The 26,475-nt window shown below is 28.2% G+C and carries 20 protein-coding genes; all 20 read left to right on the top strand.

Features of this window, described 5'->3' with window-relative positions:
- Positions 1-371 precede the first annotated feature (371 nt).
- On the top strand, positions 372-1,376 hold the full coding sequence (locus CC89_RS01950) for an ABC transporter ATP-binding protein (protein ID WP_035288398.1): 1,005 nt from the start codon (positions 372-374) through the stop codon (positions 1,374-1,376).
- A gap of 12 nt (positions 1,377-1,388) precedes the next feature.
- Positions 1,389-2,213, top strand: coding sequence for an ABC transporter permease (locus CC89_RS01945; protein WP_035288396.1), 825 nt, complete (start codon positions 1,389-1,391; stop codon positions 2,211-2,213).
- A 12-nt stretch (positions 2,214-2,225) separates the two neighbouring features.
- Positions 2,226-3,059 (top strand): ABC transporter permease, encoded by an 834-nt coding sequence (locus CC89_RS01940; RefSeq protein ID WP_286161274.1) that lies wholly within the window; start codon positions 2,226-2,228, stop codon positions 3,057-3,059.
- 166 nt (positions 3,060-3,225) lie between these two features.
- Positions 3,226-3,849, top strand: coding sequence for a YhbD family protein (locus CC89_RS01935; RefSeq protein WP_035288394.1), 624 nt, complete (start codon positions 3,226-3,228; stop codon positions 3,847-3,849).
- A 340-nt stretch (positions 3,850-4,189) separates the two neighbouring features.
- On the top strand, positions 4,190-6,037 hold the full coding sequence (locus tag CC89_RS01930) for a polysaccharide biosynthesis protein (RefSeq protein ID WP_035288392.1): 1,848 nt from the start codon (positions 4,190-4,192) through the stop codon (positions 6,035-6,037).
- Between the two features lie 176 nt (positions 6,038-6,213).
- A complete protein-coding gene (locus CC89_RS19360) occupies positions 6,214-10,275 on the top strand; it encodes an N-acetylmuramoyl-L-alanine amidase (RefSeq protein WP_051931398.1) in 4,062 nt (1,353 codons plus the stop codon).
- A gap of 272 nt (positions 10,276-10,547) precedes the next feature.
- Entirely contained in the window at positions 10,548-11,654 is a 1,107-nt protein-coding gene (locus CC89_RS01920) for a Gfo/Idh/MocA family protein (RefSeq protein WP_035288390.1), read from the top strand.
- Between the two features lie 99 nt (positions 11,655-11,753).
- Positions 11,754-12,500 carry an acyltransferase gene (locus CC89_RS01915; protein ID WP_035288388.1) on the top strand — a complete coding sequence of 249 codons (747 nt, stop codon included), beginning with the start codon at positions 11,754-11,756 and terminating at the stop codon, positions 12,498-12,500.
- Between the two features lie 50 nt (positions 12,501-12,550).
- Complete coding sequence (locus CC89_RS01910; RefSeq protein WP_035288386.1) at positions 12,551-13,849, top strand: oligosaccharide flippase family protein; 1,299 nt, start codon at positions 12,551-12,553, stop codon at positions 13,847-13,849.
- Entirely contained in the window at positions 13,846-14,901 is a 1,056-nt protein-coding gene (locus CC89_RS01905; RefSeq protein WP_035288384.1) for a hypothetical protein, read from the top strand. The genes CC89_RS01910 and CC89_RS01905 overlap by 4 nt, the downstream gene beginning before the upstream one ends.
- Positions 14,902-14,958: 57 nt before the next feature.
- Complete coding sequence (locus CC89_RS01900; RefSeq protein WP_035288382.1) at positions 14,959-16,464, top strand: polysaccharide deacetylase family protein; 1,506 nt, start codon at positions 14,959-14,961, stop codon at positions 16,462-16,464.
- 156 nt (positions 16,465-16,620) lie between these two features.
- Complete coding sequence (locus tag CC89_RS01895; protein WP_035288380.1) at positions 16,621-17,718, top strand: leucine-rich repeat domain-containing protein; 1,098 nt, start codon at positions 16,621-16,623, stop codon at positions 17,716-17,718.
- 16 nt (positions 17,719-17,734) lie between these two features.
- Positions 17,735-19,135, top strand: coding sequence for an O-antigen polymerase (locus CC89_RS01890; RefSeq protein WP_035288378.1), 1,401 nt, complete (start codon positions 17,735-17,737; stop codon positions 19,133-19,135).
- Positions 19,128-20,249 (top strand): glycosyltransferase, encoded by a 1,122-nt coding sequence (locus CC89_RS01885; RefSeq protein ID WP_035288376.1) that lies wholly within the window; start codon positions 19,128-19,130, stop codon positions 20,247-20,249. Before CC89_RS01890 ends, CC89_RS01885 begins: the two co-directional genes overlap by 8 nt.
- Before the next feature lie 18 nt (positions 20,250-20,267).
- Entirely contained in the window at positions 20,268-21,353 is a 1,086-nt protein-coding gene (locus CC89_RS01880; protein WP_035288374.1) for a glycosyltransferase family 4 protein, read from the top strand.
- Positions 21,354-21,382: 29 nt separating this feature from the next.
- The gene (gene wecB / locus CC89_RS01875; protein WP_035288372.1) at positions 21,383-22,447 is read left to right on the top strand and encodes a non-hydrolyzing UDP-N-acetylglucosamine 2-epimerase; all 1,065 of its coding nucleotides are present in this window, start codon (positions 21,383-21,385) and stop codon (positions 22,445-22,447) included.
- Positions 22,448-22,499: 52 nt separating this feature from the next.
- Positions 22,500-23,525 carry a glycosyltransferase family 2 protein gene (locus tag CC89_RS01870; protein ID WP_035288370.1) on the top strand — a complete coding sequence of 342 codons (1,026 nt, stop codon included), beginning with the start codon at positions 22,500-22,502 and terminating at the stop codon, positions 23,523-23,525.
- A 279-nt stretch (positions 23,526-23,804) separates the two neighbouring features.
- The gene (locus CC89_RS01865; RefSeq protein WP_051931396.1) at positions 23,805-24,479 is read left to right on the top strand and encodes a sugar transferase; all 675 of its coding nucleotides are present in this window, start codon (positions 23,805-23,807) and stop codon (positions 24,477-24,479) included.
- A gap of 37 nt (positions 24,480-24,516) precedes the next feature.
- The gene (locus CC89_RS01860; protein ID WP_035288368.1) at positions 24,517-25,752 is read left to right on the top strand and encodes an O-antigen ligase family protein; all 1,236 of its coding nucleotides are present in this window, start codon (positions 24,517-24,519) and stop codon (positions 25,750-25,752) included.
- Positions 25,745-26,461, top strand: a complete 717-nt coding sequence (locus tag CC89_RS01855; RefSeq protein ID WP_035288366.1) for a WecB/TagA/CpsF family glycosyltransferase — start codon at positions 25,745-25,747, stop codon at positions 26,459-26,461. The genes CC89_RS01860 and CC89_RS01855 overlap by 8 nt, the downstream gene beginning before the upstream one ends.
- Positions 26,462-26,475 lie beyond the last annotated feature (14 nt).

The raw sequence follows: 26,475 nt of genomic DNA, 5'->3' as shown, positions 1-26,475 counted from the left end.
TCTAATCTTTTAGCCATATAAAATTATCTAACGCTCACATTCAGCGTCCTGCCTCAGGTTCGCTAGCCTGGCGTCCTTGCCAGGCTTACGATAATTTTATCTGTCTAAAAGAAGAATTTCTAAAATTAAATTTAAATAGTTCCTTTGCTTCTTATGCAAGTCATTCCAGAGAAATTTCATAATTCAGGTAATGTAATGCTTTTTGTGGGATAATCATAACATATAATTTAAATATTCAACTTTTGCAGTTATAAAATAAAAATGTAAAGTTAAAAAATTTTAATATAAATTTAAGGGATTCCCTAGGAATTTCAATATTAAATTTAAATTTTACATTCTAAATTTTAAATTAAAAAAGGGGGGCTTTTAAAATGAATAAAGAAGTAGCAGTAGAGGTTAAAAACTTAAAAAAGTATTTTATCAGTGAAAAAAAGAAATTATTTAAAAAAACTGATAAAAAAGAATTTAAAGCAGTGGATGATGTAAGTTTTCATATAAATAAGGGGGAAGTTTTTGGACTTTTAGGACCTAATGGAGCGGGAAAAACTACAACTATAAAAATGATAACAGGCCTTTTAAGGCCAACAAGTGGCAGCGTTACAGTTATGGGAAAAGACGTAGACAAAAATCCCATGGAAGCTTTAAGCAATATAGGAACAGTACTGGCAGGGGATAGAAGTATATACTGGAAATTAAGTGCTAGGGAGAATTTAGAATATTTTGCAGCTTTGTATGGATGCAATAAAAAAGAAGCTAAAGAAAGAACCCAAAAGGTATTAGATAGATTGGGGCTTACAGATAAAGCAGATGAATTGGTGGAGAAATATTCTACAGGTATGAAACAAAAAGTGGCATTAGGTAAAGCCTTGATACCTAATGCACCAGTGGTTTTACTAGATGAACCAACCTTAGGGTTAGATCCTCAAGCAGCTATTAATTTAAGAGAAATAATTTTAGAGATAAAAAATGAAGGAAGAACTGTGCTTTTGACTACTCATTACATGGAAGAAGCAGATTTTTTAAGTGATAGAATAGCAATAATAGATGGAGGGAAAATAATAGCACTGGATACCCCCGAAAATCTAAAAAGAAAGCTAAATGAAGTAAAGACTTTAAATGTAGAAGTGGATGGTTCTGATAAAAAACTTTTAGATGAAATAAAAGGAATAAAAGATATTCAAAATGTAGTGAGTAAATATGACGAAGCTGGAAGAAGGTACATTTTGAACATTCATCATATGGATGGAGATGTGGTTATTCAAAAGATAATAGATTGTGTTTCAAACAATAATAAAAAAATACTCAGCATGAATGTGAAGGAACCTTCACTGGAGGATGTATTCATACACTTAACAGGAAAGAGCTTGAGGGATTAGGGGGCGAATTAAATGAATAGGTTTAGAACTATTGGTACGGTTTTTAGAAAAGAATTTACTTTAATAATGAGATATCCTACTTGGATTATACAAATAATAATATGGCCATTAATTTTTCCTTCTATGTATATTTTAAGTGCTATTGGGTTTTCAGGACCGGATAGATCAGGACTAAAAGCCTTTAGCGCTGTAACTGGAACACCGAATTATGTTGGATATATTGTGGTTGGAACTATGCTGTGGATGTGGGTAAATTCAACTATGTGGGGGTTTGGAACTTTTCTAAGAGAGGAACAGATGAGAGGTACCTTGGAGTCTAACTGGCTTTGTCCTATAAATAAATTTGATTATTTAGTAGGAGCAGGTCTCGTATCTATGCTTGAGGCTCTTACAGTAAATGTAATTTCTGTTTTAGAGTATAGATTTATATACAGAGTTCACTTCACAGGAAATGTTTCATATTGGCTTTTAATATTTTTAATAATGATTCCAGGCATATATGGGCTAGGTTGCCTATTTGCTAGTTTAGTTCTATGGGCAAAGGAAACTAATACTGCAGTACAGTTTGTAAGAGGGCTTATAATGATGCTTTGCGGAATAACCTTTCCAATAGCAATAACTCCTTTATGGATGCAGAGTATATCTAAATGCATACCATTTACTTATGGAATAATAGCAGCAAGACAACTGATGGTAAACGGAGAGACTTTAAAGGCAGCTTCTTTTAATATAATAATGTGTTTAATTTTAGGAGTAGCCATTTTTGTAGTAGGAAGACTTGCTTTTTTATATACAGAAAAGAGAGTAAAAAATCAAGGGGCTTTAGGAAGATTCTAGGGGGTGAATTAGTTGAAGGAAAAATTATTGAGAAAACTATATGTTTACAGAGCAAGATTTATAATAAGTATGAAAATATATTTTAGATATCCTATTAATGTTATATTTAGTTTTTTTGACCCAATAATATGGCTTACACCATTTTATTTCATGGGGAAAAGTTTTTCCATAAATGGAGAGATGAGTGGATTTACTAAGTACACTGGTAATTCGGATTTTATGGGATTTTTAGTGGTAGGTTATATGGTAATGAGTTATGTGCAAACGGTATTTTGGTCCATTGGATTTTCTCTTAAAGAAGAGATGCAGCAGGGGGTTTTGGAGTCAAATTGGTCATCTCCTGCCAGCAGAATAAGCCTTTTAATAAGCAAAAACTTGTCTAGATTACTTATAACAACTATAGAGATTATTATTACAGGAGTTATATGTCATTTTGCTTTTGGATTTAGAGTAACGGGAGATGTTTTAAAAGCTATAGCATTTATAATACCAGGAGTCATTGGTCTTATGGGCATAGGCGTTGCCATAGCGGGATTAGTTTTAATAGCTAAAAATGCAAATCCAATAATAGATTTAAGCAGTAGTATAATCAATGCTATGTCAGGAAGCTTTTTTCCTATAAAAGTACTTCCAAAGGCATTTATGGCTATATCACTAGCTATACCACTTACTTATATGTATGACAGTAACAGAGTTATACTAATAAATCAAAAACCATTGTTTTCTTTAAAAATAGAATTTATAATACTTATTGTGTCTATGTTAGTGTGTTGTATTGTAGGAAATTGGATATTCTTAAGAATAGATAGAAAATGTAGAGATAAGGGAATTTTAGGAACACACTAAATTAGTGTGTTAGTTGGCCAGGGGCTAGAGGGCTAGAGAATTGTGAATAGGTCTCAGTGATTGAAGACTAAAGCCTGATGATTAGAGCTTAGTAACTGGAGCCTGGTGGCTAATGATTAGGTATTGTAATATGTGTGTACTGTAGGAGGAAGGAGGTAATTATAATATGGAAGAGGATTTGATTTCTAAAAAGGAACTTTTAGATTTAACGGGTATATCCTATGGACAATTATATAGATGGAAGCGAAAGAAACTAATTCCAGAAGAATGGTTTATTAAAAAATCATCTTTTACAGGGCAGGAAACATTCTTTCCTAAAGATAAAATACTAGATAGAATTGATGTAATAAAGAATATGAAGGACGATTTATCTCTAGATGAAATTGCTAACATATTTACGCCTAATCTACAGGACATTTCTTTTAGTAAAGATGAAGTTTTGAGAAGAAATTTAGTTACAGAAATGACCATGAATATATATAGTCAGCTATATCCTTTGGGTCTTACTCTTTCTTTTGAAAAAATTTTACACATGTATATATTAGAGAAGTTTATTAAATCTGGCGAGGTGAGCATAGAAGAAGGTAAGGGTGTTTTGCAAACATTAAAAGATAATTATAATAATATCGAAAAGGAAGATTATGATATTATACTTTTAAGAAAATTTGGAGCAGCAGTCAGCATATTGATTCCTCATGGTACTGAAATATATATAGATAATGAAACTAAAATGGTTTTGAAAATTAATATATTGAAGTGTATTGAGGAGATGAAGATAAGGGTAAATTAGATAATAACTAGTGGATATAGTAATATAATGTTGGGAAGTGACTACTAAATCTTTAAATATCTACTTCATAAGTGTCCAGTTAGATGCTTAAGGAGTAGGTATCTTTTTATGTATTATTATAATTTAAATTATAACTATTTAAATTATAGATAACAATTAATAATTTTAAGTACATAGATAAACATGAATTAATTGTAAAATTTTTAGCTATTTAATAATAAAGTTTGTATATATGACATTTAGACACTATAATTAAAGTTGAATTATTTCTAAAATGGTGTAAAATTTAAGCGTAAGACCATAAAGATTTATATAAGATAAATGAAGAGGATGTGAATTCATGAGAAAATATAGAAGTTTCATAATGTACGATATAATACTCATTGTGGCGTCATTATATTTAGCATTATTACTTAGGCTTGATTTTAAGATTTCACCAGAATATATGACTTTCTTTTGGTACTCAGTAATACCAGTAACAGCAATAACCATTATACTTAATAGTATTTTTAAACTTTATAATAAGCTTTGGAGATATGCTTCTATTGAAGAACTTATTTCTATAATATATTCAGTTTCTTTATCTAACGTAGTTTTTATAATATACAGCTATTTTATAACATATAAATTATTTGAAAATGCTTACTTTAGGTTTCCATTTACCGTGCACATAATATTTTGGATTTTATCTGTAGTGTCTTTAGGAGGAATAAGATTTATATACAGAATGGTTGAGAACAATAGTGAGTATAAAGGTAATTGTGAAGGTAAAAAGAGAGTTTTAATAATAGGTGCTGGAGATGCTGGAGTTATGCTTTTAAAAGAAATAAGAAAGCATAAAGAATTTAATTATAATGTGGTGGGCTTTGTAGATGACGATAAAACTAAACATGGAAAGGTAATTCACAGGGTTAGGGTTTTAGGCGGAAGAAGAGATATTCCAAGAATATGCAAAGAAAATGAAGTTGAAGAGATAATAATGGCAATGCCATCAGCGGATTTAGAAACTAAAACAGACATACTATCTATATGTAAAGTAACTAAGTGTAAATTAAGAACTATACCTGGTATATATGAAATAATAGATGAAACTGTAAGTATAAGTAAACTTAGGGATGTAAATATAGAGGACTTGCTTGGAAGAGAGCCTGTTAAGTTAGACAATACTGATATAGATAAGTATATAAAAGATAAAGTAGTAATGGTAACTGGTGGAGGAGGATCTATAGGTTCAGAATTATGCAGGCAAATAGTTAAATTTAAACCTAAAAAGCTAATTATATTAGATATATACGAAAATAATGCATATGAGATTCAAAGAGAATTAGGAGATGTAAATCCTCAGTTAGATTTAGATGTTATTATAGCATCCATCAGAGATGAAAAAAGAATTAGAGAAATATTTAAGAAGTATCGACCGAATGTAGTATTTCATGCAGCTGCTCACAAACATGTACCACTTATGGAGAAAAACCCCAAGGAAGCTATAAAAAATAATATAATAGGTACTTATAATGTAGTAAAGTGCAGTAGTGATTTTGGAGTTAATAAGTTTGTTCAGATAAGTACCGATAAGGCTGTTAATCCTACCAATATAATGGGAGCTACTAAAAGATTTTGTGAAATGATGATTCAGGCTTTTGATAAGACTAGCAGTACAGAATATGTGGCAGTTAGATTTGGAAATGTATTAGGAAGTAATGGTTCTGTAATACCAATATTTAAAAAGCAAATAGCTCGTGGAGGGCCTGTTACTGTAACTCATCCTGAAATAAATAGATTCTTTATGACCATACCGGAAGCAGCTCAGCTTGTTATACAGGCAGGTGGAATGGCTAAGGGTGGCGAAATATTTGTATTGGATATGGGAAAACCAGTAAAAATGGTGGATTTAGCTAGAGACTTAATAACTTTATCAGGATTTGAACCAGACAAAGATATTAAAATAGAATATACTGGATTAAGACCAGGGGAAAAGTTGTATGAAGAGCTTTTAATGGATGAAGTTGCTTTAACTTCTACTAAACATAATAAAATATTTGTAGAAAAGCCTATGGAATTAGATTTGAATTCTTTAGAAAAGGATATTGATGAGTTTAGAGAGGTAGTTAAAGAAAATGTAGAAAATGATGATGTATTTAGACTTATGGGTAAAAAGGTTTGTACTTATAGTAGAAAAATAGATTGATAATTTACTTTATACAAAGATATATTATAAAAGACGCTATCTTTAATGATTTTATTTATGAATAAATTATTAAAAGATAGCATTTTTTATGTATAAAATTTTAATTTTACTTTAAGTTCTATATCAAATTTGCGATAATATATATGTATCATATTTTTATAGAAAGGAAGGGTTAGATGTGTACTAAAAAAAGAAGATTTCACGTACTTGGCACTATTGTTATGGTTATGTTCCTACTTTTGGGATTTAATTTCAATGTAAAAGCCGTGGAAGCGAATAATTTAACTTCAATAATGGGACAGGCTAAGTTAACGAAATATCAGGCCTTAGAGTATTTTAAATCGTATAATAGTAATAAAGATTTGAAATACGCCGAGGACTTTATTTCTACTGTTTGGGAAGAGGGAATAGTAGAAGGAGTTCGTCCGGACATAGCCTTTGTACAGATGATGAAGGAAACTAATTTTTTAAAGTTTACCGGCGATGTGAAGGAACAACAAAATAATTTCGCTGGAATAGGAGCAACAGGAAATGGTGAGCCAGGCAGTAGTTTCCCAGATATGAGGACAGGCATTAGATGTGTTATTCAGCATTTAAAGGCTTATGCAAGTAAGGAGCCATTAAAGCAAGCATGTGTAGATCCACGTTTTCAGTATGTACAAAAGGGTGTAGCACCATATGTAGAATGGCTTGCCATAGGAAGCAACCCAAATTATCCAGGAGGATGGGCTTCAGATCCGCAGTATGGTAGTAGCATAGTGGATATGTTGAGTTGTGCTGCTAAATTGCCGGAAGGAGATTGTAAGGCTACAATACAGGGATTAGAAGTAAGTCTAAATGGAGTAAAGGTAAGTAATGGAACATTACAAGCAGGAAAGAACTATACAATAAAGTCACAAGGCAAAAGTGGAAATGGAGTACTATATCAATTTTGGATAAAAGACTTATCGATAAATAGTTGGAGTAGAATAAAAGATTATAGTACGACAGACACAGTTACATGGACACCAAAAAAAGATGGGAAATATTTAGTGGGTGTGCATGTAAGAGATAAGTACAGCAAAAACTCCGGAGCAGATGACTTTAGATACGATAATTATAGTGTAATAGGAACTGAAGGAGTAGTAGAAAATTTAGAAGTAAGTTTAAATGGAGTGAAAGTAAGTAATAGAACATTACAAGCAGGAAAGAACTATACAATAAAGTCACAAGGCAAAAGTGGAAATGGAGTACTATATCAATTTTGGATAAAAGACTTATCGATAAATAGTTGGAGTAGAATAAAAGATTATAGTACGACAGACACAGTAACATGGACACCAAAAAAAGATGGGAAATATTTAGTGGGTGTGCATGTAAGAGATAAGTACAGCAAAAACTCCGGAGCAGATGACTTTAGATACGATAATTATAGTGTAATAGGAACTGAAGGAGTAGTAGAAAATTTAGAAGTAAGTTTAAATGGAGTGAAAGTAAGTAATAGAACATTACAAGCAGGAAAGAACTATACAATAAAGTCACAAGGCAAAAGTGGAAATGGAGTACTATATCAATTTTGGATAAAAGACTTATCGATAAATAGTTGGAGTAGAATAAAAGATTATAGTACGACAGACACAGTAACATGGACACCAAAAAAAGATGGAAAATATTTAGTGGGTGTGCATGTAAGAGATAAGTACAGTAAAAACTCCGGAGCAGATGACTTTAGATATGATGAGTATAGTGTAATTGGTTCTAAAGGAGTAGTAGAAAATTTAGAAGTAAGTTTAAATGGAGTGAAAGTAAGTAATAGAACATTACAAGCAGGAAAGAACTATACAATAAAGTCACAAGGCAAAAGTGGAAATGGAGTACTATATCAATTTTGGATAAAAGACTTATCGATAAATAGTTGGAGTAGAATAAAAGATTATAGTACGACAGACACAGTAACATGGACACCAAAAAAAGATGGAAAATATTTAGTGGGTGTGCATGTAAGAGATAAGTACAGTAAAAACTCCGGAGCAGATGACTTTAGATATGATGAGTATAGTGTAATTGGTTCTAAAGGAGTAGTAGAAAATTTAGAAGTAAGTTTAAATGGAGTGAAAGTAAGTAATAGAACATTACAAGCAGGAAAGAACTATACAATAAAGTCACAAGGCAAAAGTGGAAATGGAGTACTATATCAATTTTGGATAAAAGACTTATCGATAAATAGTTGGAGTAGAATAAAAGATTATAGTACAACAGACACAGTAACATGGACACCAAAAAAAGATGGGAAATATTTAGTGGGTGTGCATGTAAGAGATAAGTACAGCAAAAACTCCGGAGCAGATGACTTTAGATACGATAATTATAGTGTAATAGGAACTGAAGGAGTAGTAGAAAATTTAGAAGTAAGTTTAAATGGAGTAAAAGTAAATAATGGAAAATTGAATGAAGGAAAAAACTATACAATAAAGTCAGAAGGTACAAGTGCTAATGGAGTCTTATATCAATTTTGGATAAAAGACTTATCGATAAATAGTTGGAGTAGAATAAAAGATTATAGTACAACAGACACAGTAACATGGACACCAAAAAAAGATGGAAAATATTTAGTGGGTGTGCATGTAAGAGATAAGTACAGTAAAAACTCCGGAGCAGATGACTTTAGATATGATGAGTATAGTGTAATTGGTTTTAAAGGAGTAGTGGATAATTTAGAAGTAAGTTTAAATGGAGTAAAAGTAAATAATGGAAAATTGAATGAAGGAAAAAAATATACAATAAAGTCAGAAGGTACAAGTGCTAATGGAGTCTTATATCAATTTTGGATAAAAGACTTATCAACAAATAGCTGGAGTAGAATAAAAGATTATAGTACAACAGACACAGTAACATGGACACCAAATAAAGGTGGGAAATATTTAGTGGGTGTGCATGTAAGAGATAAGTACAGTAAAAACTCCGGAGCAGATGACTTTAGATATGACCAGTATACCGTAATAGGTTCTAACGGAATAGTAGAAAATTTAGAAGTAAGTTTAAATGGAGTGAAAGTAAGTAACGGGAAATTGAATGAAGGAAAAAAATATACAATAAAGTCACAAGGCATAAGTACCAATGGAGTCTTATATCAATTTTGGATAAAAGACTTATCAACAAATAGTTGGAGTAGAATAAAAGATTATAGTACAACAGACACAGTAACATGGACACCAAATAAAGGTGGGAAATATTTAGTGGGTGTGCATGTAAGAGATAAGTACAGTAAAAACTCCGGAGCAGACGACTTTAGATATGACCAGTATACCGTAATAGGTTCTAACGGAATAGTAGAAAATTTAGTAGTAAGTCTAAATGGAGTGAAAGTAAGTAATAGAATATTACAAGCGGGAAAGAACTATACAATAAAGTCAGAAGGTATAAGCGTCAATGGAGTTTTATATCAATTTTGGATAAAAGACTTATCAACAAATAGCTGGAGCAGAATAAAAGATTATAGTACAACAGACACAGTAACATGGACACCAAGTAAAGGTGGAAAATATCTAGTAGGTGTGCATGTAAGAGATAAGCAAAGTAAAAACTCTGGAGCAGATGACTTTAGATATGATGAGTATAGTGTAGAGGGAGGAATTACAATAGTCCTAGATGCTGGACATGGGGGAAAGGATCCAGGAGCGATTTCATCTGCAAACACTGGACGCATTACAGAAGCTGATTTAAATCAAAGACTTACTCTTAAATTAGGCAAAATATTAGAAGCATATGGCTACAATGTAATTTATACCAGAGCTCATATTCCTAGTACATATAATACTGTTGCACAAGATTTAGAAAATAGAGTTGCAGTGGCTAATAATGCAAAAGCAAACCTATTTATAAGTATACATCATGATTCATCTGATGCAACATCAGCCAATGGAGTAAGTACTCATTATAGTAGTTATAGACCTAGGCTAGATAATTCAGGAATCTATGATGTAGGTGATATAAAGTATGATAGGACGCCTTGTGATGCAGCTGTTAAAAGCAAACAGTTATCTCAAGAAATATTGAATAATTTAGTTTCACTTGGCTTTAATAGCAGAGGGAGCCAAGATCATAATTTATATGTTACTAAGAATACTACAATGCCATCAGTTTTAGTAGAAGCAGGATTTATGAGCAATGACAGTGAAGTTAGAAAAGTATCTGATTCTTCTATGGAAACTAAAATTGCTCAAAAGATAGCAGATGCTATAAGACTTATTTTTAAATAAAAAATCATAAAAAAGAGGCAGCACAAATGTGTAGCCTCTTTTTTTATAAGTATAATTTAGATTTAACAAAGTTTATGTGAAGTTTTTGTAAATTAAAATTTTATTACTATAAAATACTAGTATGTTGTATAATAAAAGTTGAATTATTTTTAAAATCATGTAAAATTAAAAAGGAGAGAAATAAAGATTATAGAAATTTAAGGCGTTTATTTATAATATATAAAATAAATAACAGATAATCATAGTTTTAATATAAAAGGAGTGTAATAAATATGAAAAAATATAAATTTGCGATAATAGGTTGTGGAAGAATATCTTACAAGCATGTGGAAGCTATAATGAATAATAATGAAGAAGCGGTACTTGTAGCTACTTGTGATGTGGTAAGAGAAAAAGCAGAAGAAAAGAAAAATGAATACATATCTAAAATGGGAAAAGAATTTAATGTAAATATCTATACTGATTATAAAGAAATGTTAGAAAAAGAAGATATAGATGTAGTTACCATAGCCACAGAAAGTGGATATCATCCAGAAATAGCTTTATATTGCATGAATAAAAAGAAACACGTTATAGTTGAAAAACCAATGGCTCTTTCAACTGCAGATGCAGATGCAATGATTAAATGTGCTAAAGAAAATGGTGTTAAATTATGTGTAAGTCATCAAAATAGATTTAATAAGCCAATTCAACAGTTGAGAAAAGCTATGGATGAAGGAAGATTTGGAAGACTTGTGAACGGAACTGCAAGAATTCTTTGGAATAGAAATATGGGATACTATGAGCAGGCACCATGGAGAGGTACATGGAAGCAAGATGGTGGAACCCTTATGAATCAATGTATACATAATATAGATTTACTACAATGGATGATGGGTGGAGAAATAGATACTGTATATGCGCAGTGTGATACATTCTTAAGAGACATTGAGGCAGAAGACTTTGGAGCTATAATGATAAGGTTCAAAAATGGAGCCATAGGAATGATTGAAGGAAGTGCCTGTGTATATCCAAAGAACCTAGAAGAAACATTAAGTGTTTTTGGAGAAAAGGGAACAGTTTGCATAGGTGGACTAGCAGTAAATAAGATTGAGACTTGGAGATTTGCTGATGGAAAAGATAATGAGGGTGATATATTAAAAGCTCAAGAAGGAGATCCAGATACAGTTTATGGTTTTGGTCATACTCCGTTATTTAAAGATGTAATAGATGCTATAAATGAAGGAAGGGAACCATTAGTTAATGGAGAAGAAGGTAAAAAGGGAATGTCTATTATACTTGCAGCTTATAAATCAAGACTTACTGGAATTCCTGTAAAATTCCCTATGGGAGACTTTAATACTATGGAAATGGTTAATGTAGATAAAATTAATAAATAATTTGTAAAACAAATACTAATTTTTTTAAATTACCATCAAAATATGATAATATATTATGGTGGTAATTTTAAAAATTAAGGGATAAATAGGAGTTGAATTATGCAAATGAATTATATATCTCAAACTGCTAAGTTAGGTACTAATGTACAAATAGGTAGATTTTCTGTTATAGAGGATTGTGTGACTATAGGAGAAAATTGTATTATAGGAAATAATGTAGTTATACATAAAGGGACTACTATAGGAAACAATGTTAGAATAGATGATAATACAGTAATAGGAAAAGAACCAATGAGAGCCGTAAATAGTATATTTAAAAATGATAAAAAGTTTTCTTCTTGCAAAATTAATGATGAATGCTTAATTGGAGCGGGAACAATAATATATGTAGGATGTGAAATTGGGAGTAAAACATTGGTAGCTGATTTAGCTGTTATAAGAGAAGATGTGACTATAGGAGAAAGAACTATAATAGGAAAAGGAGCAACCATAGAGAATTTCTGTAATGTAGGATCAAACTGTAAAATACAAACTAATGTATATCTAACAGCTTATTCTGAAGTGGAAGATTATGTGTTTATAGCACCATGTGTGATTACTTCTAATGATAATTATGCTGCTAGATCTAAAGAGAGATTTAATCACTTTAAGGGAGTTACAATAAAAAAAGGTGGAAGAGTAGGTGCGGGTGCGGTTATATTGCCAGGGAAAACTATAAATGAGGATGGTTTTGCAGCAGCAGGAAGTGTAGTTACTAGAGATGTAGAAAAGGCTAAAATAGTTGTAGGAAATCCAGCAAAAGTACTTAGGGATGTGCCAGAAGAACAATTATTAGGGAATCAATAATGACTTGCTGTTTAGGAATAATTTGTTGAAAGTATTAAAGGAGGCTTTTTATGAGTTATAGGGATAATATAAAAAGTAATTTTCTAACGCAAGCTGTTAAAATAGTATTATTATTTTTCTCTAGTATTGTGGTATCAAGAGCATTAGGGCCAGAAGGAAAAGGATATGTTGCTTTTTTATTTTTATTTTTTAATTTAATATTTAACTATGGAAGTTTTGGTATAGTGAATGCGACACAATATTTTCAAAAAAGAACAAAATTTAAAGAGGATGAAGTATATTCTGTAAATAATACATACTTACTAATAGTATGGATAATTACATCAATTATACTATTCGCTGTATGGAAATTTGGTATTGGTTTTAAGGGATATGGAGCATATTTTATATTAAGCGGAAGTGTGTATATATTAGCAAACTTTAGTATTGTTTCATTGAGTTGCTTTTACATAGGAAATGAACGAATTATTGAATTAAATAAATATGCATTAGCATATTCATTTATAAGGTCTACAAGTATAGTTATATTTTGGTTAATTAATCAATTAAACATATACTCTTATTTTACTATAGAAGTTGTAACTTCTATTATATATGCAGTGTTTCTTTTGAAAAATATAAATATTCAATTTAAGTTTAAGTTAAATAGTATATTATTAAAGAGAGAATTTATATACGGTATAAATGGATGGATGGCTAATATATTTATATACTTAAATTATAGAGTTGACCAATATCTTATAAAAAATATTGTAGGGGCAAGGGAATTAGGAATATATGCGGTGGCAGTATCTTTGGTGGAATTAGTATTTTTAATACCAGATAGTGTGACTTCAGCTATTTCTGCGCGACTTTATAATATACCTGTAAATTCAGAGGAGAGAAGGAGTGTTACAACTAAAACTATAAAATATACTTTTTATCTATGTTTGGCACTTTCAATAGTTGGCATGATAATGATACCTTTAATTCCATTAGTTTATGGCAAAGAGTACAGTGGTTCTAAAACTATATGCTTAATATTATTTTTTAGTATATCGTTTGTAGCATTAGGAAAAGTAGCTACTCCATATTTTTATTCAAATGGACAAGTAAAAGTAATAACTTCAATATCATTTTTTTCTTTTTTAATAAATTTAGTATTAAATTTATTACTTATTCCAAAATTTAAAGGAAATGGTGCTGCTTTAGCATCTAGTATTTCTTATGTATTTTATGGGATTATGTATTTGGTTTATTTTGTTAAAAATGAAAAGTATAAGTTAAGTGAGTTGATTTCTATAAACAAAGATGAGATATTTAGTATTTTAGACTTAATTAAAAGTAAATTTAAGAAGGTGACAAAATGAGATATTATGTTCATTCAAATCATGTTAATGCATGGACTTTAAAAAAAGGATTAGATAAGCTAGGAATTCAATTAGAATGTTTAAGTGACAAAAAGGAATTACTACCTATAGTAGATAGAAAGATAGAAGATAATGATGTATTGTTTTTTACAGAAGAAGGTAGTTTGTTTAAGTATTACGAGCATCAAAAATTAGAATTTTTACCTAAGGAAATAGATAAGAATTTAATAGATGATAAAGTTTATTTTGCTGAATATATTAATCGAATTGGAGAAAAACCAATCCCGTTTACAAAAATAGAAGGAAAACCTCAAGAATATCCTATATATTTAAAAGCTAAATCTTCATGGATTAATGGAAGAAAAATACCAAGAGGATATATACTAAATTCAGAAGAAGATTATATGTTAGCATTAGAGGAAATCAAAAAAAATGATTTTGATATAGAAAATTTTTTCTATCAAAAATTATTAAAATCTCCAATGGAAAATAATTACTCTACTTGTGGTTTTTTTGATTATAAAAACACTAAAAGAAATATGATTATAATAACAAGAAAGGTAATGGGTGATGCAGAAAAAATTGCTACAGGCTCTATAATTGAGACAGTTAAAGACCCAGAAAATTTATTAAAGAGAACCCATGTAATTTTATCCGATATGAAATATCAAGGACCGTTCGAGTTGGAATTTTTCTATGAAGAAGATGATAATGAATACTATGTTTTAGAATTAAATCCAAGGTTTTGGATGCAACATGGGATATTTATAGAACATTATAACAATGGATTAATAAAAAGATATTTAAATATGGATAAAGAAGAGGAATGGTATGAGACAGAAACACCATATAAACATATAGTTTGGATGGATGGCTTAAGGTATGTTAAAGGATATATTAAAAGAAAAGAATATAATTTCGATATATATAAACAAATATTGCTACATGAAAAAAAAGGAGAATTAAAAGTAGTTTTTTATCCTAATAAAGTTGAAGCAGCAAAATTTTTGATTAAAAATGCTTTTAAAAAAATTTTGAAAAGATTTGTATAGCTAGATTAAAGATTATTTTATTTATATTTATAGTAAATTGATATGAGAGGTATAACGATGATATATATTTACATTGAAAATCAAAAATTTAGCAATAAAATAAAATATGTTTTTAATAATATATTTTTCAACTTGGGATTAAAGCATAAATTTGTAAATAAATTAGAAAAAATAGAATCACAGGATGTAGACATAGCAATAATTTATAGTCAGTCAGAAGAATATGAAAAACACATAAAAAATCATAGAAATTTTTTAAACTATATAATAGTAAAAGATAGTATGCAATTGTTTAATGAGGATTACTATATGCATAAATGTTCATTGAGTAATCTAGATGTGCAAACATATAGTTTTAATAATGATATAGAATTAGTTTCATTATTTTCTTTGGATAGTAAGATTTTTTCAAATAAAATAGTAGAGAATAAGACAAGTATATTTACAACTAATTTGGACATTATTTCAAATGCATTTTTTATGCTTACTAGATATGAAGAAGTAGTGAGTACTAATTTGCAAAAGGATATACATGACAGAGTTATAGGTAGGGAGTCTATTGCATATAAAAATAATTTTTTACATAGACCTATTGTAAATGAATATATAATGTTTTTATGGAGTATTATAGATAGCTTTCATTTAGGATATAAAAAGAAGAATTGGTGGAAAAATAAAAAATTTGCTACATGTCTAACACATGATGTTGACAAGGTATTTAAGTATTCTAAATTAAAAAGCGAGATTAAAAATTGTGGTAGACTTTTACTAATAGATAAATCTATTAGTAAAGCCATTAAAAATTTGATTTTGTTTGTAAACAGCAAAAGGGATTATAAAAAGGATTTGTTTTGGAATTTAGATGAAGTAATGAATAAGGAGTTAAAACGGGGATTTAAGTCAAGCTTCTATTTTATGAGCGGAGGAAATTCTCAGGTAGATAATAACTATAGTGTACAAGATGAAAGAATTATAAATTTGATACAATTTGTAGAAGATAAAGGATTTGAGGCGGGATATCATGGAAGTTATAATAGTTACAATAATTTAGAAATGATGAGATGTGAAAAAATGAGTTTGGATAAATTGATAAAAAATATGTCATATGGTTGCAGACAGCATTATTTAAGATTTAATGTTCCTAAAACATGGATGATACAAGAAAAAATAGGAATTAAATATGATGCTTCTTTAGGGTATGCTGATTGTGAGGGATTTAGGTGTGGATATTGTTTCCCATATAAACCCTATGATTTAATTAATGATAGAGTCATTAATATTTGGGAAATACCTTTAATAGTTATGGAGGGGACTATTGTAGGTAGACAGTATAGTAATTTAGATAAAAAAGAGGGATTAAAAAGAATAAAACAATTAATAGAAACTACAGAAAAATATAATGGGGTATTTAATCTTTTGTGGCATAATTCATCCTTTGATATCATGGATAAAACATGGGCAGAATGGATTGACGCATATGATGAAGTGTTGGATTTCTTATTATCTAAAGATACATTTGGAACTAGTGGACGGAAAATTATTGATTTAGTTAATAAATTTTAGTATACTATAAAATTACTATAAATATGTTAGTAATTTTATACCACTGTCTTTTGTTTTAAAAAGTAAATTAGCATAGAAAATTTATTATATTAATGAAACATTATAAGAGTGGTATTTATAGTAAGTATAATGCCTTTTATGTTTAAGGAGGAAAATATGAGAAAGAGCTATTTAAAAATTAAAGGATTTTTTTCAGATAAAAAAGTTATATTTATGCTATGTATAGTGGTTATCCTTGTATTAAGTTTTAGCATAAACAGAGTAATTATAAAAAGACAAAATAAGGATAATGATATAATCTATAATAATAAAAAAATAAGTTTTAAGGATAAAAATCTTGAAAAAGTCGTAAGAATAAAAATTAAGAAACCTTTTGGAGCATTATATACTAAAGATATTAAGGGTATAGGTATTTTAGATGCATCTGGAAAGGATATAAAATCCATAGAAGGAATAGAAAATTTGTATAATTTATCTATTTTAAATTTAAGTGATAATAATATAGAAGATATAAATTCAGTAGCAAAGTTATCAAATTTAAATTATTTAAATTTAGGGTTAAATAAGATATCAGATATTTCAACTATAAGTAAGTGCAAAAACTTAAAAGAACTATACTTAAACAATAATAACATAAATAATGTAGATGCTTTGAAAGGTATGAAATTGTTGGTTAATTTAGATTTAAGCAAGAATCATATAGAAGATATAAATCCATTAAAAACGTTAAAAAATTTGAAATTGTTATCTTTAGATTATAATTATTTAGGAAATATTTCAGAATTATATGGTATGAAAAATCTTATGATTTTTAAAGTTAGTGGTAATGGTATAAGTTCAATAAAGGGAATAGAAAACATGGAATCAGTGAAGGAACTTTATCTTACCGATAATGTTATTAGTGATATTTCGCCTTTGAGAAATATGACTAATATTGGCAAAATAAATTTAAATGGAAATAGAATAAAAGATATATCAACTTTATCTAAGTTGTCTAATATTGAGGAATTATATATAAATAGAAATTTTATTTATGATATACATAGCCTTAAAAGTATGAAAGATTTAAAAATTTTAGATTTAAGATTTAATAATATTAATGATATTTCTGTATTAAAAGATAATCATACTATTGAAGAAATTTTCTTAGATAAAAAAGTAGATAGGAAACCTATAGAACATTTGAAGAATAAACTAAAAAATGCTGATGTTTATACAAAATCAGAATTTTTAAAAAAACAAATTTTTGAATGATAAGGTGTGATTTGGATTGTTTTGGAAACTTATTGTAGTTTTTAGTGTATTAGTTTTATCATGCTATTTATTTTATAAAGCAAGTGGCACTTTAAACCCTATAAAAGTAAATGTTATTACTTATTTTTTTTATTTATTTATTCTTCATAATTTTTTAGGAAGCAGTTTGGTATTTTTAGGGCTTAAGAAACACTATTTGATTTCTAAAATAGTTAACGAGAATACAATTAACAAAACATATTTTATAATTTGTTTTACTGCACTGGTATTTCCAATTGCTATGATTGTTGTATCAAGATTATTTAAAGTTAACGTTAGAAAGCAGTATGAAGAATTTCTAAAAAAATCTATTATTATTGAGAATGACGATTATATATTTATAGTAACATCCATAATAAGCATTTTTTGCTTAATTTTAACAATTGTTATGTTTAAAAGAATGAATACTATACCTTTAATTAATTTGATATTTAATAGAGGTTTATCTTCTATGGGCGTAGATAGAATTAATATATCTAAAGGTACATATATTAATCAATATCTTAGAAACTTTTTAGTTTTGGGTATAACACCGTTATTATCATACCTAGCTTATATATATTATAAATGTACTAAAAAAAGAAATTGGGGAATATTGTTTTTATTGTTATTTATAGCATCAATATTTATTAAAACATATAATTACGCTAAATCACCTGTAATTACATATATATTTATGTTTGTATTTATAAATATAATTATAAAAGGAAAGATAAAATTAAAATCACTTATTAAATTCGCTGTATTAGGAATAGGTGTATTAGGAATTATGTATATAAAAATGGGTTATAATTTCTCTAACGGAATTGATATATACAGTGGACCATTTGGAAGATTTATATTTACACAAATTGCTACATTGTTCTTACATGTGGATTTATTTCCTAATTTTATACCATATTTAAATTGGAGAAGTCTTTCACCAAGCATTTTAGGACTAATTTTTAATGGAAGTAAGCATATAAGATCGGGGAGAGCAGTGATGCAATTTTATAGTCCTGATAAAGTTGTTAATGGTACAGCGGGTGTAATGAATACTTTATTTGTAGGGGAAGCTTATGCAAACTTTGGTATTATAGGAGTTATATTAGGCGTTATATATGTAGGTATAATATTTGAATCAGTATATTTGATGTTTATAAAAAATAAAAAAACACCTACTAATGTGATTATGTATATTTTTGCAACACAGACTTTAGTGGAGGTTTCTCAAAGTGGTTTTACCGATTATATATATAACTCTAACGCAATAGTAAATATTGGATTAATTCTATTTATTGTTTTAATTGCTAAGTTACTTGAAAAAAAGAAAATGCTTAATGATATAATTATAAAGATAAGACAATTTAATAGTAAAGGGAGGAAAATAAATGGGTAATAAAAGATGTATTATTCACTTACCTTTTCATATAGATTTTGAACATCCATCAGGTTCTCAAATTAGACCAGTTAGAATTATAGATGCATTTAAGAATATAGGATATAAAGCAGAAGTTATAACTGGTTATGGTGATGAAAGAAAAAAAAGAATAAGGGAAATAGAGAAAAGTATTGATGATGGAATAAAGTATGATTTTTTATACTCTGAAAGTTCTACTCAACCAACACTATTAACGGAAAAAAATCATTTTCCTAAGTACCCCTTTTTAGATTTTGGTTTTTTGAAATTTTGTAAACAACGGAATATTAAAATAGGATTATTTTATAGAGATATATATTGGAGATTTCCTATATATGATCAAAGTGTAAAAACTCCAAAACGCCAAATAGCTAAGAGTTTTTATAATTATGATTTATATAAGTACAATCAATTATTAGATGTAATTTATCTTCCTACTAAATTAATGTACGAATATATACCTTTTAATTTTAAAGGAATTGTAGATGAACTACCACCTGGAATAAATAGTTGTGAAATAGAAAAAAAGAATATTGAAAAAAACACCAATGAAGTAAATACCAATAATTTAAAGATTTTTTATGTGGGGGGAATTAGCTCCATATACAATATTAAATTATTATTTGAAGTGGTTAATGAATTATCTAATGTAGAATTAACTGTATGTTGCAGAAAAGAGGAATGGGAAAAGGAAAAAGAGGTGTATGAGAGCTTTATCAATAGTAGAATAAAAATAATACATAAATTTGGTAAAGATTTAGAACCTTATTTTAGAGAATGTGATATTTGTAGCTTATTATTTGAACCAATAGAATACAGGAATTTTGCAATGCCTGTAAAACTTTTTGAATATATGACATATTTAAAACCAATTATATCTACTAAAGGAACTGCAGCAGGCGAGTTTGTGGAAAAAAATGATATAGGGTGGAATGTTGAATACGATAAAGAAAAATTAAAAGATATTATGAATTTAATATTAAACAACAGAAGCACACTACTGGGTAAAATATACAATATAGAAAAAACATTGAACTATAATACGTGGGAGGCTAGAGCCTTAAAAGTAAAAAGTGATTTAACTAGTTTATAATTATCGTGGAGGTATAATATGAGAATATGCTATCTTTCAGATGCTAATAGTGCTCATACAAAAAAATGGTGTCAATACTTTGTTGAAAAAGGATATGAGGTAAATGTAATATCTTTAAATTCAGGCAATATTAATGGTACCAAGGTATATTCTTTAGGCTTTGACGGAGAGAAAGTTGGAAAATCTAGTTTATTATATAAAATTAGTTATATTTCAAAAGTAAGATACGTAAAGAAGTTAATAAAAGAAATAAAACCAGATATAGTACATGCTCATTATGCTTCTAGTTATGGACTAATTGGTTCTATAGTTAATTTTCATCCATATATTTTATCTGTTTGGGGAAGTGATGTTTATGAGTTCCCTAAGAAGGGGAGAATATTTGAAAGAATAATAAAATATAACTTATCAAAAGCAGATTTATTACTATCGACAAGTAAAGCTATGGCAGAAGAAACAAAAAAATATACTAACAAAAGCATAGAAATAACTCCTTTTGGAGTAGATACTAATTTTTTTAAACCAAAAGAAAATAGGTATAGAGAAAAGAAATATTTAACCATTGGTATAGTGAAAACTTTAGAAAAAAATTACGGTATAGAATATTTAATTAAAGCTTTTGCAGAAATTATTAGTAAATATCCTAATGAAAAGTTAGTATTAGAAATAGGTGGTCCAGGTAGTCAATTAAATTATCTAAAACAACTAACTATAAATTTAGGAATAGATGAAAGTGTGAAGTTTTTGGGATTATTAAATAAAGAAGAAGTAGTAAATGCATTTAATAGATTTGATATTGCAGTATTTCCATCTTTAAGTGAAAGTTTTGGGGTTGCTGCTGTAGAGGCACAGGCCTGTGGTACACCTGTAATAGTTTCAGATGTCGGGGGATTACCAGAAGCTACTAAGCCAAATTATAGCAGTATTGTAGTACCAAAAGAAGAACATAAAAGATTAGTAGAAGCTATAGAAGAATTATTATTTAATATGGAAATAAGAATCCAAATGGGAAAAAATGGACGCAAATTTATTGAAGATAATTATCGGATAGAAGATAATTTTGCAAAAGTTGAACGAATATATTATAAAATTTTAAATGGATAAATGAAATATTTAAATGGAGGTATATAACTGTGAAGATAATAACTATTGTAGGAGCACGTCCACAATTTATAAAAGCAGCGGCAGTTTCTAATATAATAAGAAAAGAGCACGAGGAAGTTTTAATACACACAGGACAGCATTATGATGAGAATATGTCTAAAGTGTTTTTTGAAGAATTAAACATACCTAAACCAGACTATAACTTAGGGGTAGGCTCAGGATCCCATGGAAAGCAAACAGGTGAAATGTTAAGTAAATTAGAAGAAATATATCTAAAAGAAAAGCCAGATTTGGTTTTAGTATATGGAGATACCAATTCCACATTAGCAGGGGCATTAGCAGCAAGTAAACTTTTAATACCAGTTGCTCATGTGGAAGCGGGACTTAGAAGTTTTAATAAAGCTATGCCAGAAGAACAAAATAGAATACTTACAGATCATATATCAGAACTTTTATTTGTACCTACTACTACAGCAGAGAATAACCTTAAAAATGAAGGAGTAATTAAAGGAGTACATAATGTAGGAGACGTTATGTTTGATGCGGTGCTTCATTTTAAGAAATTATCTCAGGAAAAGAGTAAGATTCTTAAGAAAATTGGTTTAGAAGATGAAGAATTTATATTAACTACAATACACAGGGCTGAAAACACTAATGATATAAATAGATTGAAAAATATAATAGAGGCTCTAAATGAAAGCGATGAAAAAATAGTATTGCCACTTCATCCAAGAACTAAAAAGTATATAGAGGATTATGGGTTAAAATTTGGAGAAAATATAAAGGTAATAGAACCTATTGGTTATTTAGATATGATAAGTCTTGAGATGCATGCTAAAAAAATAGTTACAGATAGCGGTGGAGTTCAAAAAGAAGCATTCTTTATGGGAAAACCTTGTGTAACTATGAGAGATGAAACTGAGTGGGTAGAGACAGTACAAAATGGATGGAATGTTATAGTAGGAACAAATAAAGAGGCTATACTTCAAAATATAAAGAATTTTATTCCAAAAGAAGAGCAAAAGAATATATTTGGAGATGGTCATGCAGGAGATAGAATTTTAAAAATAATAAACAATTTTTATAAATTTTAGATTAGCGTTGAATTTAATGCAATAAATCATAATTTGTAAGGTGGTTACGAATATGAACTTAGAATTTAAAACAGTATCAATAGTTATTCCATGCAAGAATGAGAAGAATTATATTGAGCAGTGTATAGAATCTTTTTTAAATCAAACATATCCGAAAGAGTTATATGAAATATTGATTTGTGATGGAATGTCTGATGATGGTACTAGAGAAATTGTGAATAAATATAAAAATGAAAATGTACGTTTATTAGATAATGTAGAATTAACAACTCCTAAAGGAATGAATTTGGGAATAAAAAACAGTACAGCTGATATAATAATTATATTTGGAGCTCATGCCTATGCAGATAAGGAGTTTATAAAAAATAATGTTCAGCTACTCAATAAAGAAAAGGACGTAGCGTGTGTGGGGGGAACCATAGAAACCATTAATTCATCAATCAAGGGAAAAGCTATAGCTTTATCTATGAGTTCACCATTTGGCGTTGGAAACGCGTTATTTAGATATGCAAAGGAAGAAATGTATGTAGATACAGTAGCTTTTGGTGCTTATAAGAGAAGCGTTTTGGATAAAATAGGTTATTTTGACGATGAGTTAGTTAGAAATCAAGATGATGAAATTAATTTTAGGGTTATAAAAAATGGATATAAAATATTACTTTCACCTAAAGTAAAATCATACTACTATAGTAGAGATTCTCTAAAAAAACTATGGAGACAATATTTCCAGTATGGATTTTGGAAAGTAAAAGTAATGCAAAAACATGGGAAAATTGCATCTATAAGACATTTGGTTCCTATGGCTTTTGTAGTTACTAATATTTTAGGAATTTTACTAGGAATTTTTATAAAACCTATAGGTGTTCTTTGGATTATTGAAGTGGTTACATATGTATTATGTGATATAATCTCTTCTATAAAAATAACTAAAGGGCAAAATGGAACCTTAAGATATGTTCCTATAATATTTCCAATACTTCACATAAGTTATGGATTAGGATTTTTAGAAGGGGTGGGTGCTTTTTATATTTTCAAATCTAAAAATTCAGTAGAAAAGAATAAAAAAATATCCAGATAATTGTAAGTAGTATTATATTTAAGAAAAAGTGATTTTTTAATGGAATGTAATTTCAGTACTATGTTATTCTAGCGAATAGAATTTGAAAAGAAAAGCATATTATATATAGCTGCAGTCATTTCTTCTATAGAGACTGTAGCTATTTTAAATGATATGTATTTATTTTAATCAATTTATGATAAAATAGCTATGATAAGTGAAGTTTAATTGAGATGATGTTTTATGTAATATTATATAAAAATTAAGTTACATAAGATATTTTAGGAAGGATGTATTTAGGTGAATAGTGGGAACAACAAAGATAAAAAATACCATAAAATAATTATAGATATAGATAAATTAAAATCTAAAAGACTAAGTTTTGCTATTAAGAGAATACTGGATTTTATATTATCTTTAATAGGAATAACTATATTGCTTCCAGTTTATTTAATTATATATTTAGCTATAAAGTTAGATTCAAAAGGGCCAGCCTTATTTAAGCAAGTTAGAGTAGGTAAAGATAATAAAGAGTTTGTAATTTATAAATTTAGGACTATGATAGTAAATGCAGAAAAGAAAAGGGAGTTAGAAATAGATCCATCTAATATTGAAAATTTTGTTTTCCAAAGTAAAAGTGATAATAGAATAACAAAAGTAGGTGCTTTTTTAAGAAAGACAAGTTTAGATGAGCTTCCACAGCTTTTTAATGTACTTATTGGAAATATGAGCTTAGTTGGGCCTAGACCGGAAATACCAGATGTAGTTAAGTATTATCCAAAGGAATATGCTCAAAGGCTTCTAGTTACTCCAGGCATAACTGGACTTGCACAGATTAGTGGAAGAGGAGAAATAGAGCTTGGAAAAACTATTTATTATGATTTGAAATATATACAAAATTTCTCTGTAATATATGACATAGAAATCTTTTTTAAAACAATAGCTTCTGTTTTAAAAAAAGAAGGAGCTTATTAGAAATGACTTTATTTTAAAAGAAGGAGATTTTGTTATTATGAAAAGGGCATATGTTTATTTAACAAACATGCTATTTATTATATACGTTATTATTTATCCTTTAATTCCTATTGAAAATAAAATAGGCAAAATAACTTTTAAATCAGATTATATTATTTACGTTTTAATATTTATTACTCTATTAGGGATAATTTTAAATAAATCTATAAGAAAAAAAATATTTTCTAATGTTGAAGAATTTTTTAAATCACCATTGGCTTGGTCACTTATAGGACTAAATATAGTTATGTATTTTTCAAGTATGTATGCTTTAGATAAGAGAGTTGCAATTACTCATAGTATAAGATTTACAATTTATATTTTTATATTTTTTATAGTTTCCTATATAAATGACAATAAGAAAATAATGAATTTTTATACTATACTTATTTTAAGTGTTGCTGCATTTATAGGTTGTGGAGCCGTTTATGAATATATAAATATGCGATATTTTCTGCATACTAAAGGGGAAATAAGAATAGCATCATTTCTTCAAAATTCTAATAATTTAGGAGCGTATATTATATTTTTTATATTCTTAAGCGTAACTTTAATTTTTGTAGCTAAAGGAAAAAAAGAAAAGTTCATTTATGGAATCATGTCTTTAATTATGTTGTTTTCAATAATATTTTGTGGTTCTAGAAATGCATTATTAGCTCTTATATTGGGAATAGGTATATTTGTTATATTTTATAATAAAAAATTTACTATAGTTGCTTTAATATTAATGTTAATACTATGTGTGACTCCTATTAGTAGAAATAGAATAATGCAAGTTTTTAATAGAGATCAAAACGAGTCTAGAATAAAGATATGGAGAACAGCTAGATACATTATAAAAGATAATTGCATTTTAGGAGTTGGATACAGTAATTATATGATAGCTTATCCTGAATATATTAATAAATATCGTAAACAATTAGAAATAACTTCTCGATATGTTCCTAAACACCCACATAATATATTTTTAAAAATTCAATGTGAATTAGGAATACCAGGAACTATAATGTTCATAATGTTTTTGTTATTTTCTTTAAAAACAGTTAGACAATCTTTAAAAAGGACCAAAGGTAAAAGAGAATATTATATTGTAAAAGCCTTAGGTATTTCATTTTTTATATTTCAAGTTATGAATTCAATAGATTGTTTTTATGATATACCTAAAATAATGACTACTATGTTTATTATATTAGGAATAATAAATTTTTATCAAAGGAAGATGTTAAATGAGTGATAAATTTATTAATTTATTAGGTTATAATATTTTTAAAAATGATATTAATGATTTAATGAAGTATATTAATAATTTTAGCAAGATTAATATAATTTCAGGGAACCCAGATATCCTATATAGCGGATTAAAAAAACCTGAGTTATATAATAGCTTTACTTCGGAAAATAGTTTAATAATACCTGATGGCATTGGTACAGTATTAGCCTCTAAGATGATAAAAAATCCTGTTAAAGGAAAGATAGCAGGTATAGATTTAATGAAAAATATTTTAAAAGAATGTGAAAAACAAAATAAAAGAGTTTATTTTTTAGGAGCATCTCAAGAAAATTTAGATGCATGTGTTCAAAACATAAGAAAAGAACTTCCTAAATTAAACATAGTTGGATGCAGAAATGGATATTTCAATTCAGAAGCTGAAGCAGAGATAGTAAATGATATTATTAGTAAGGAGCCTTATGCAATATTTATTGCATTGGGTTGTCCTAAACAGGAAAATTTTATTATTAAATACATGAATAAGATTCCAGCTACAATTTTTATGGGAGTTGGTGGAAGTTTTGATGTCATAGGGGAAAAAACTAAGAGAGCTCCTAAATGGATGATAGATTTAGGATTAGAATGGCTTTATAGAACAATAAAAGAACCATATAGAATTAAGCGATTAGGCAGTATTCCTAAATTTTTATTAGAAGTCGTAAAGAATAAATAATTATACAACTAAGG

Source organism: Clostridium sp. KNHs214 (assembly GCF_000744935.1).
Taxonomy (GTDB): domain Bacteria; phylum Bacillota; class Clostridia; order Clostridiales; family Clostridiaceae; genus Haloimpatiens.
This window is presented reverse-complemented; position numbering and strand designations above follow the sequence as displayed.

Coding starts and splice junctions, on each gene's coding strand:
- CC89_RS01950 (WP_035288398.1), top strand. CDS start 372: ATGAATAAAGAAGTAGCAGTAGAGGTTAAAAACTTAAAAAAGTATTTT.
- CC89_RS01945 (WP_035288396.1), top strand. CDS start 1,389: ATGAATAGGTTTAGAACTATTGGTACGGTTTTTAGAAAAGAATTTACT.
- CC89_RS01935 (WP_035288394.1), top strand. CDS start 3,226: ATGGAAGAGGATTTGATTTCTAAAAAGGAACTTTTAGATTTAACGGGT.
- CC89_RS01930 (WP_035288392.1), top strand. CDS start 4,190: ATGAGAAAATATAGAAGTTTCATAATGTACGATATAATACTCATTGTG.
- CC89_RS19360 (WP_051931398.1), top strand. CDS start 6,214: ATGTGTACTAAAAAAAGAAGATTTCACGTACTTGGCACTATTGTTATG.
- CC89_RS01920 (WP_035288390.1), top strand. CDS start 10,548: ATGAAAAAATATAAATTTGCGATAATAGGTTGTGGAAGAATATCTTAC.
- CC89_RS01915 (WP_035288388.1), top strand. CDS start 11,754: ATGCAAATGAATTATATATCTCAAACTGCTAAGTTAGGTACTAATGTA.
- CC89_RS01910 (WP_035288386.1), top strand. CDS start 12,551: ATGAGTTATAGGGATAATATAAAAAGTAATTTTCTAACGCAAGCTGTT.
- CC89_RS01905 (WP_035288384.1), top strand. CDS start 13,846: ATGAGATATTATGTTCATTCAAATCATGTTAATGCATGGACTTTAAAA.
- CC89_RS01900 (WP_035288382.1), top strand. CDS start 14,959: ATGATATATATTTACATTGAAAATCAAAAATTTAGCAATAAAATAAAA.
- CC89_RS01895 (WP_035288380.1), top strand. CDS start 16,621: ATGAGAAAGAGCTATTTAAAAATTAAAGGATTTTTTTCAGATAAAAAA.
- CC89_RS01885 (WP_035288376.1), top strand. CDS start 19,128: ATGGGTAATAAAAGATGTATTATTCACTTACCTTTTCATATAGATTTT.
- CC89_RS01880 (WP_035288374.1), top strand. CDS start 20,268: ATGAGAATATGCTATCTTTCAGATGCTAATAGTGCTCATACAAAAAAA.
- CC89_RS01870 (WP_035288370.1), top strand. CDS start 22,500: ATGAACTTAGAATTTAAAACAGTATCAATAGTTATTCCATGCAAGAAT.
- CC89_RS01860 (WP_035288368.1), top strand. CDS start 24,517: ATGAAAAGGGCATATGTTTATTTAACAAACATGCTATTTATTATATAC.
- CC89_RS01855 (WP_035288366.1), top strand. CDS start 25,745: ATGAGTGATAAATTTATTAATTTATTAGGTTATAATATTTTTAAAAAT.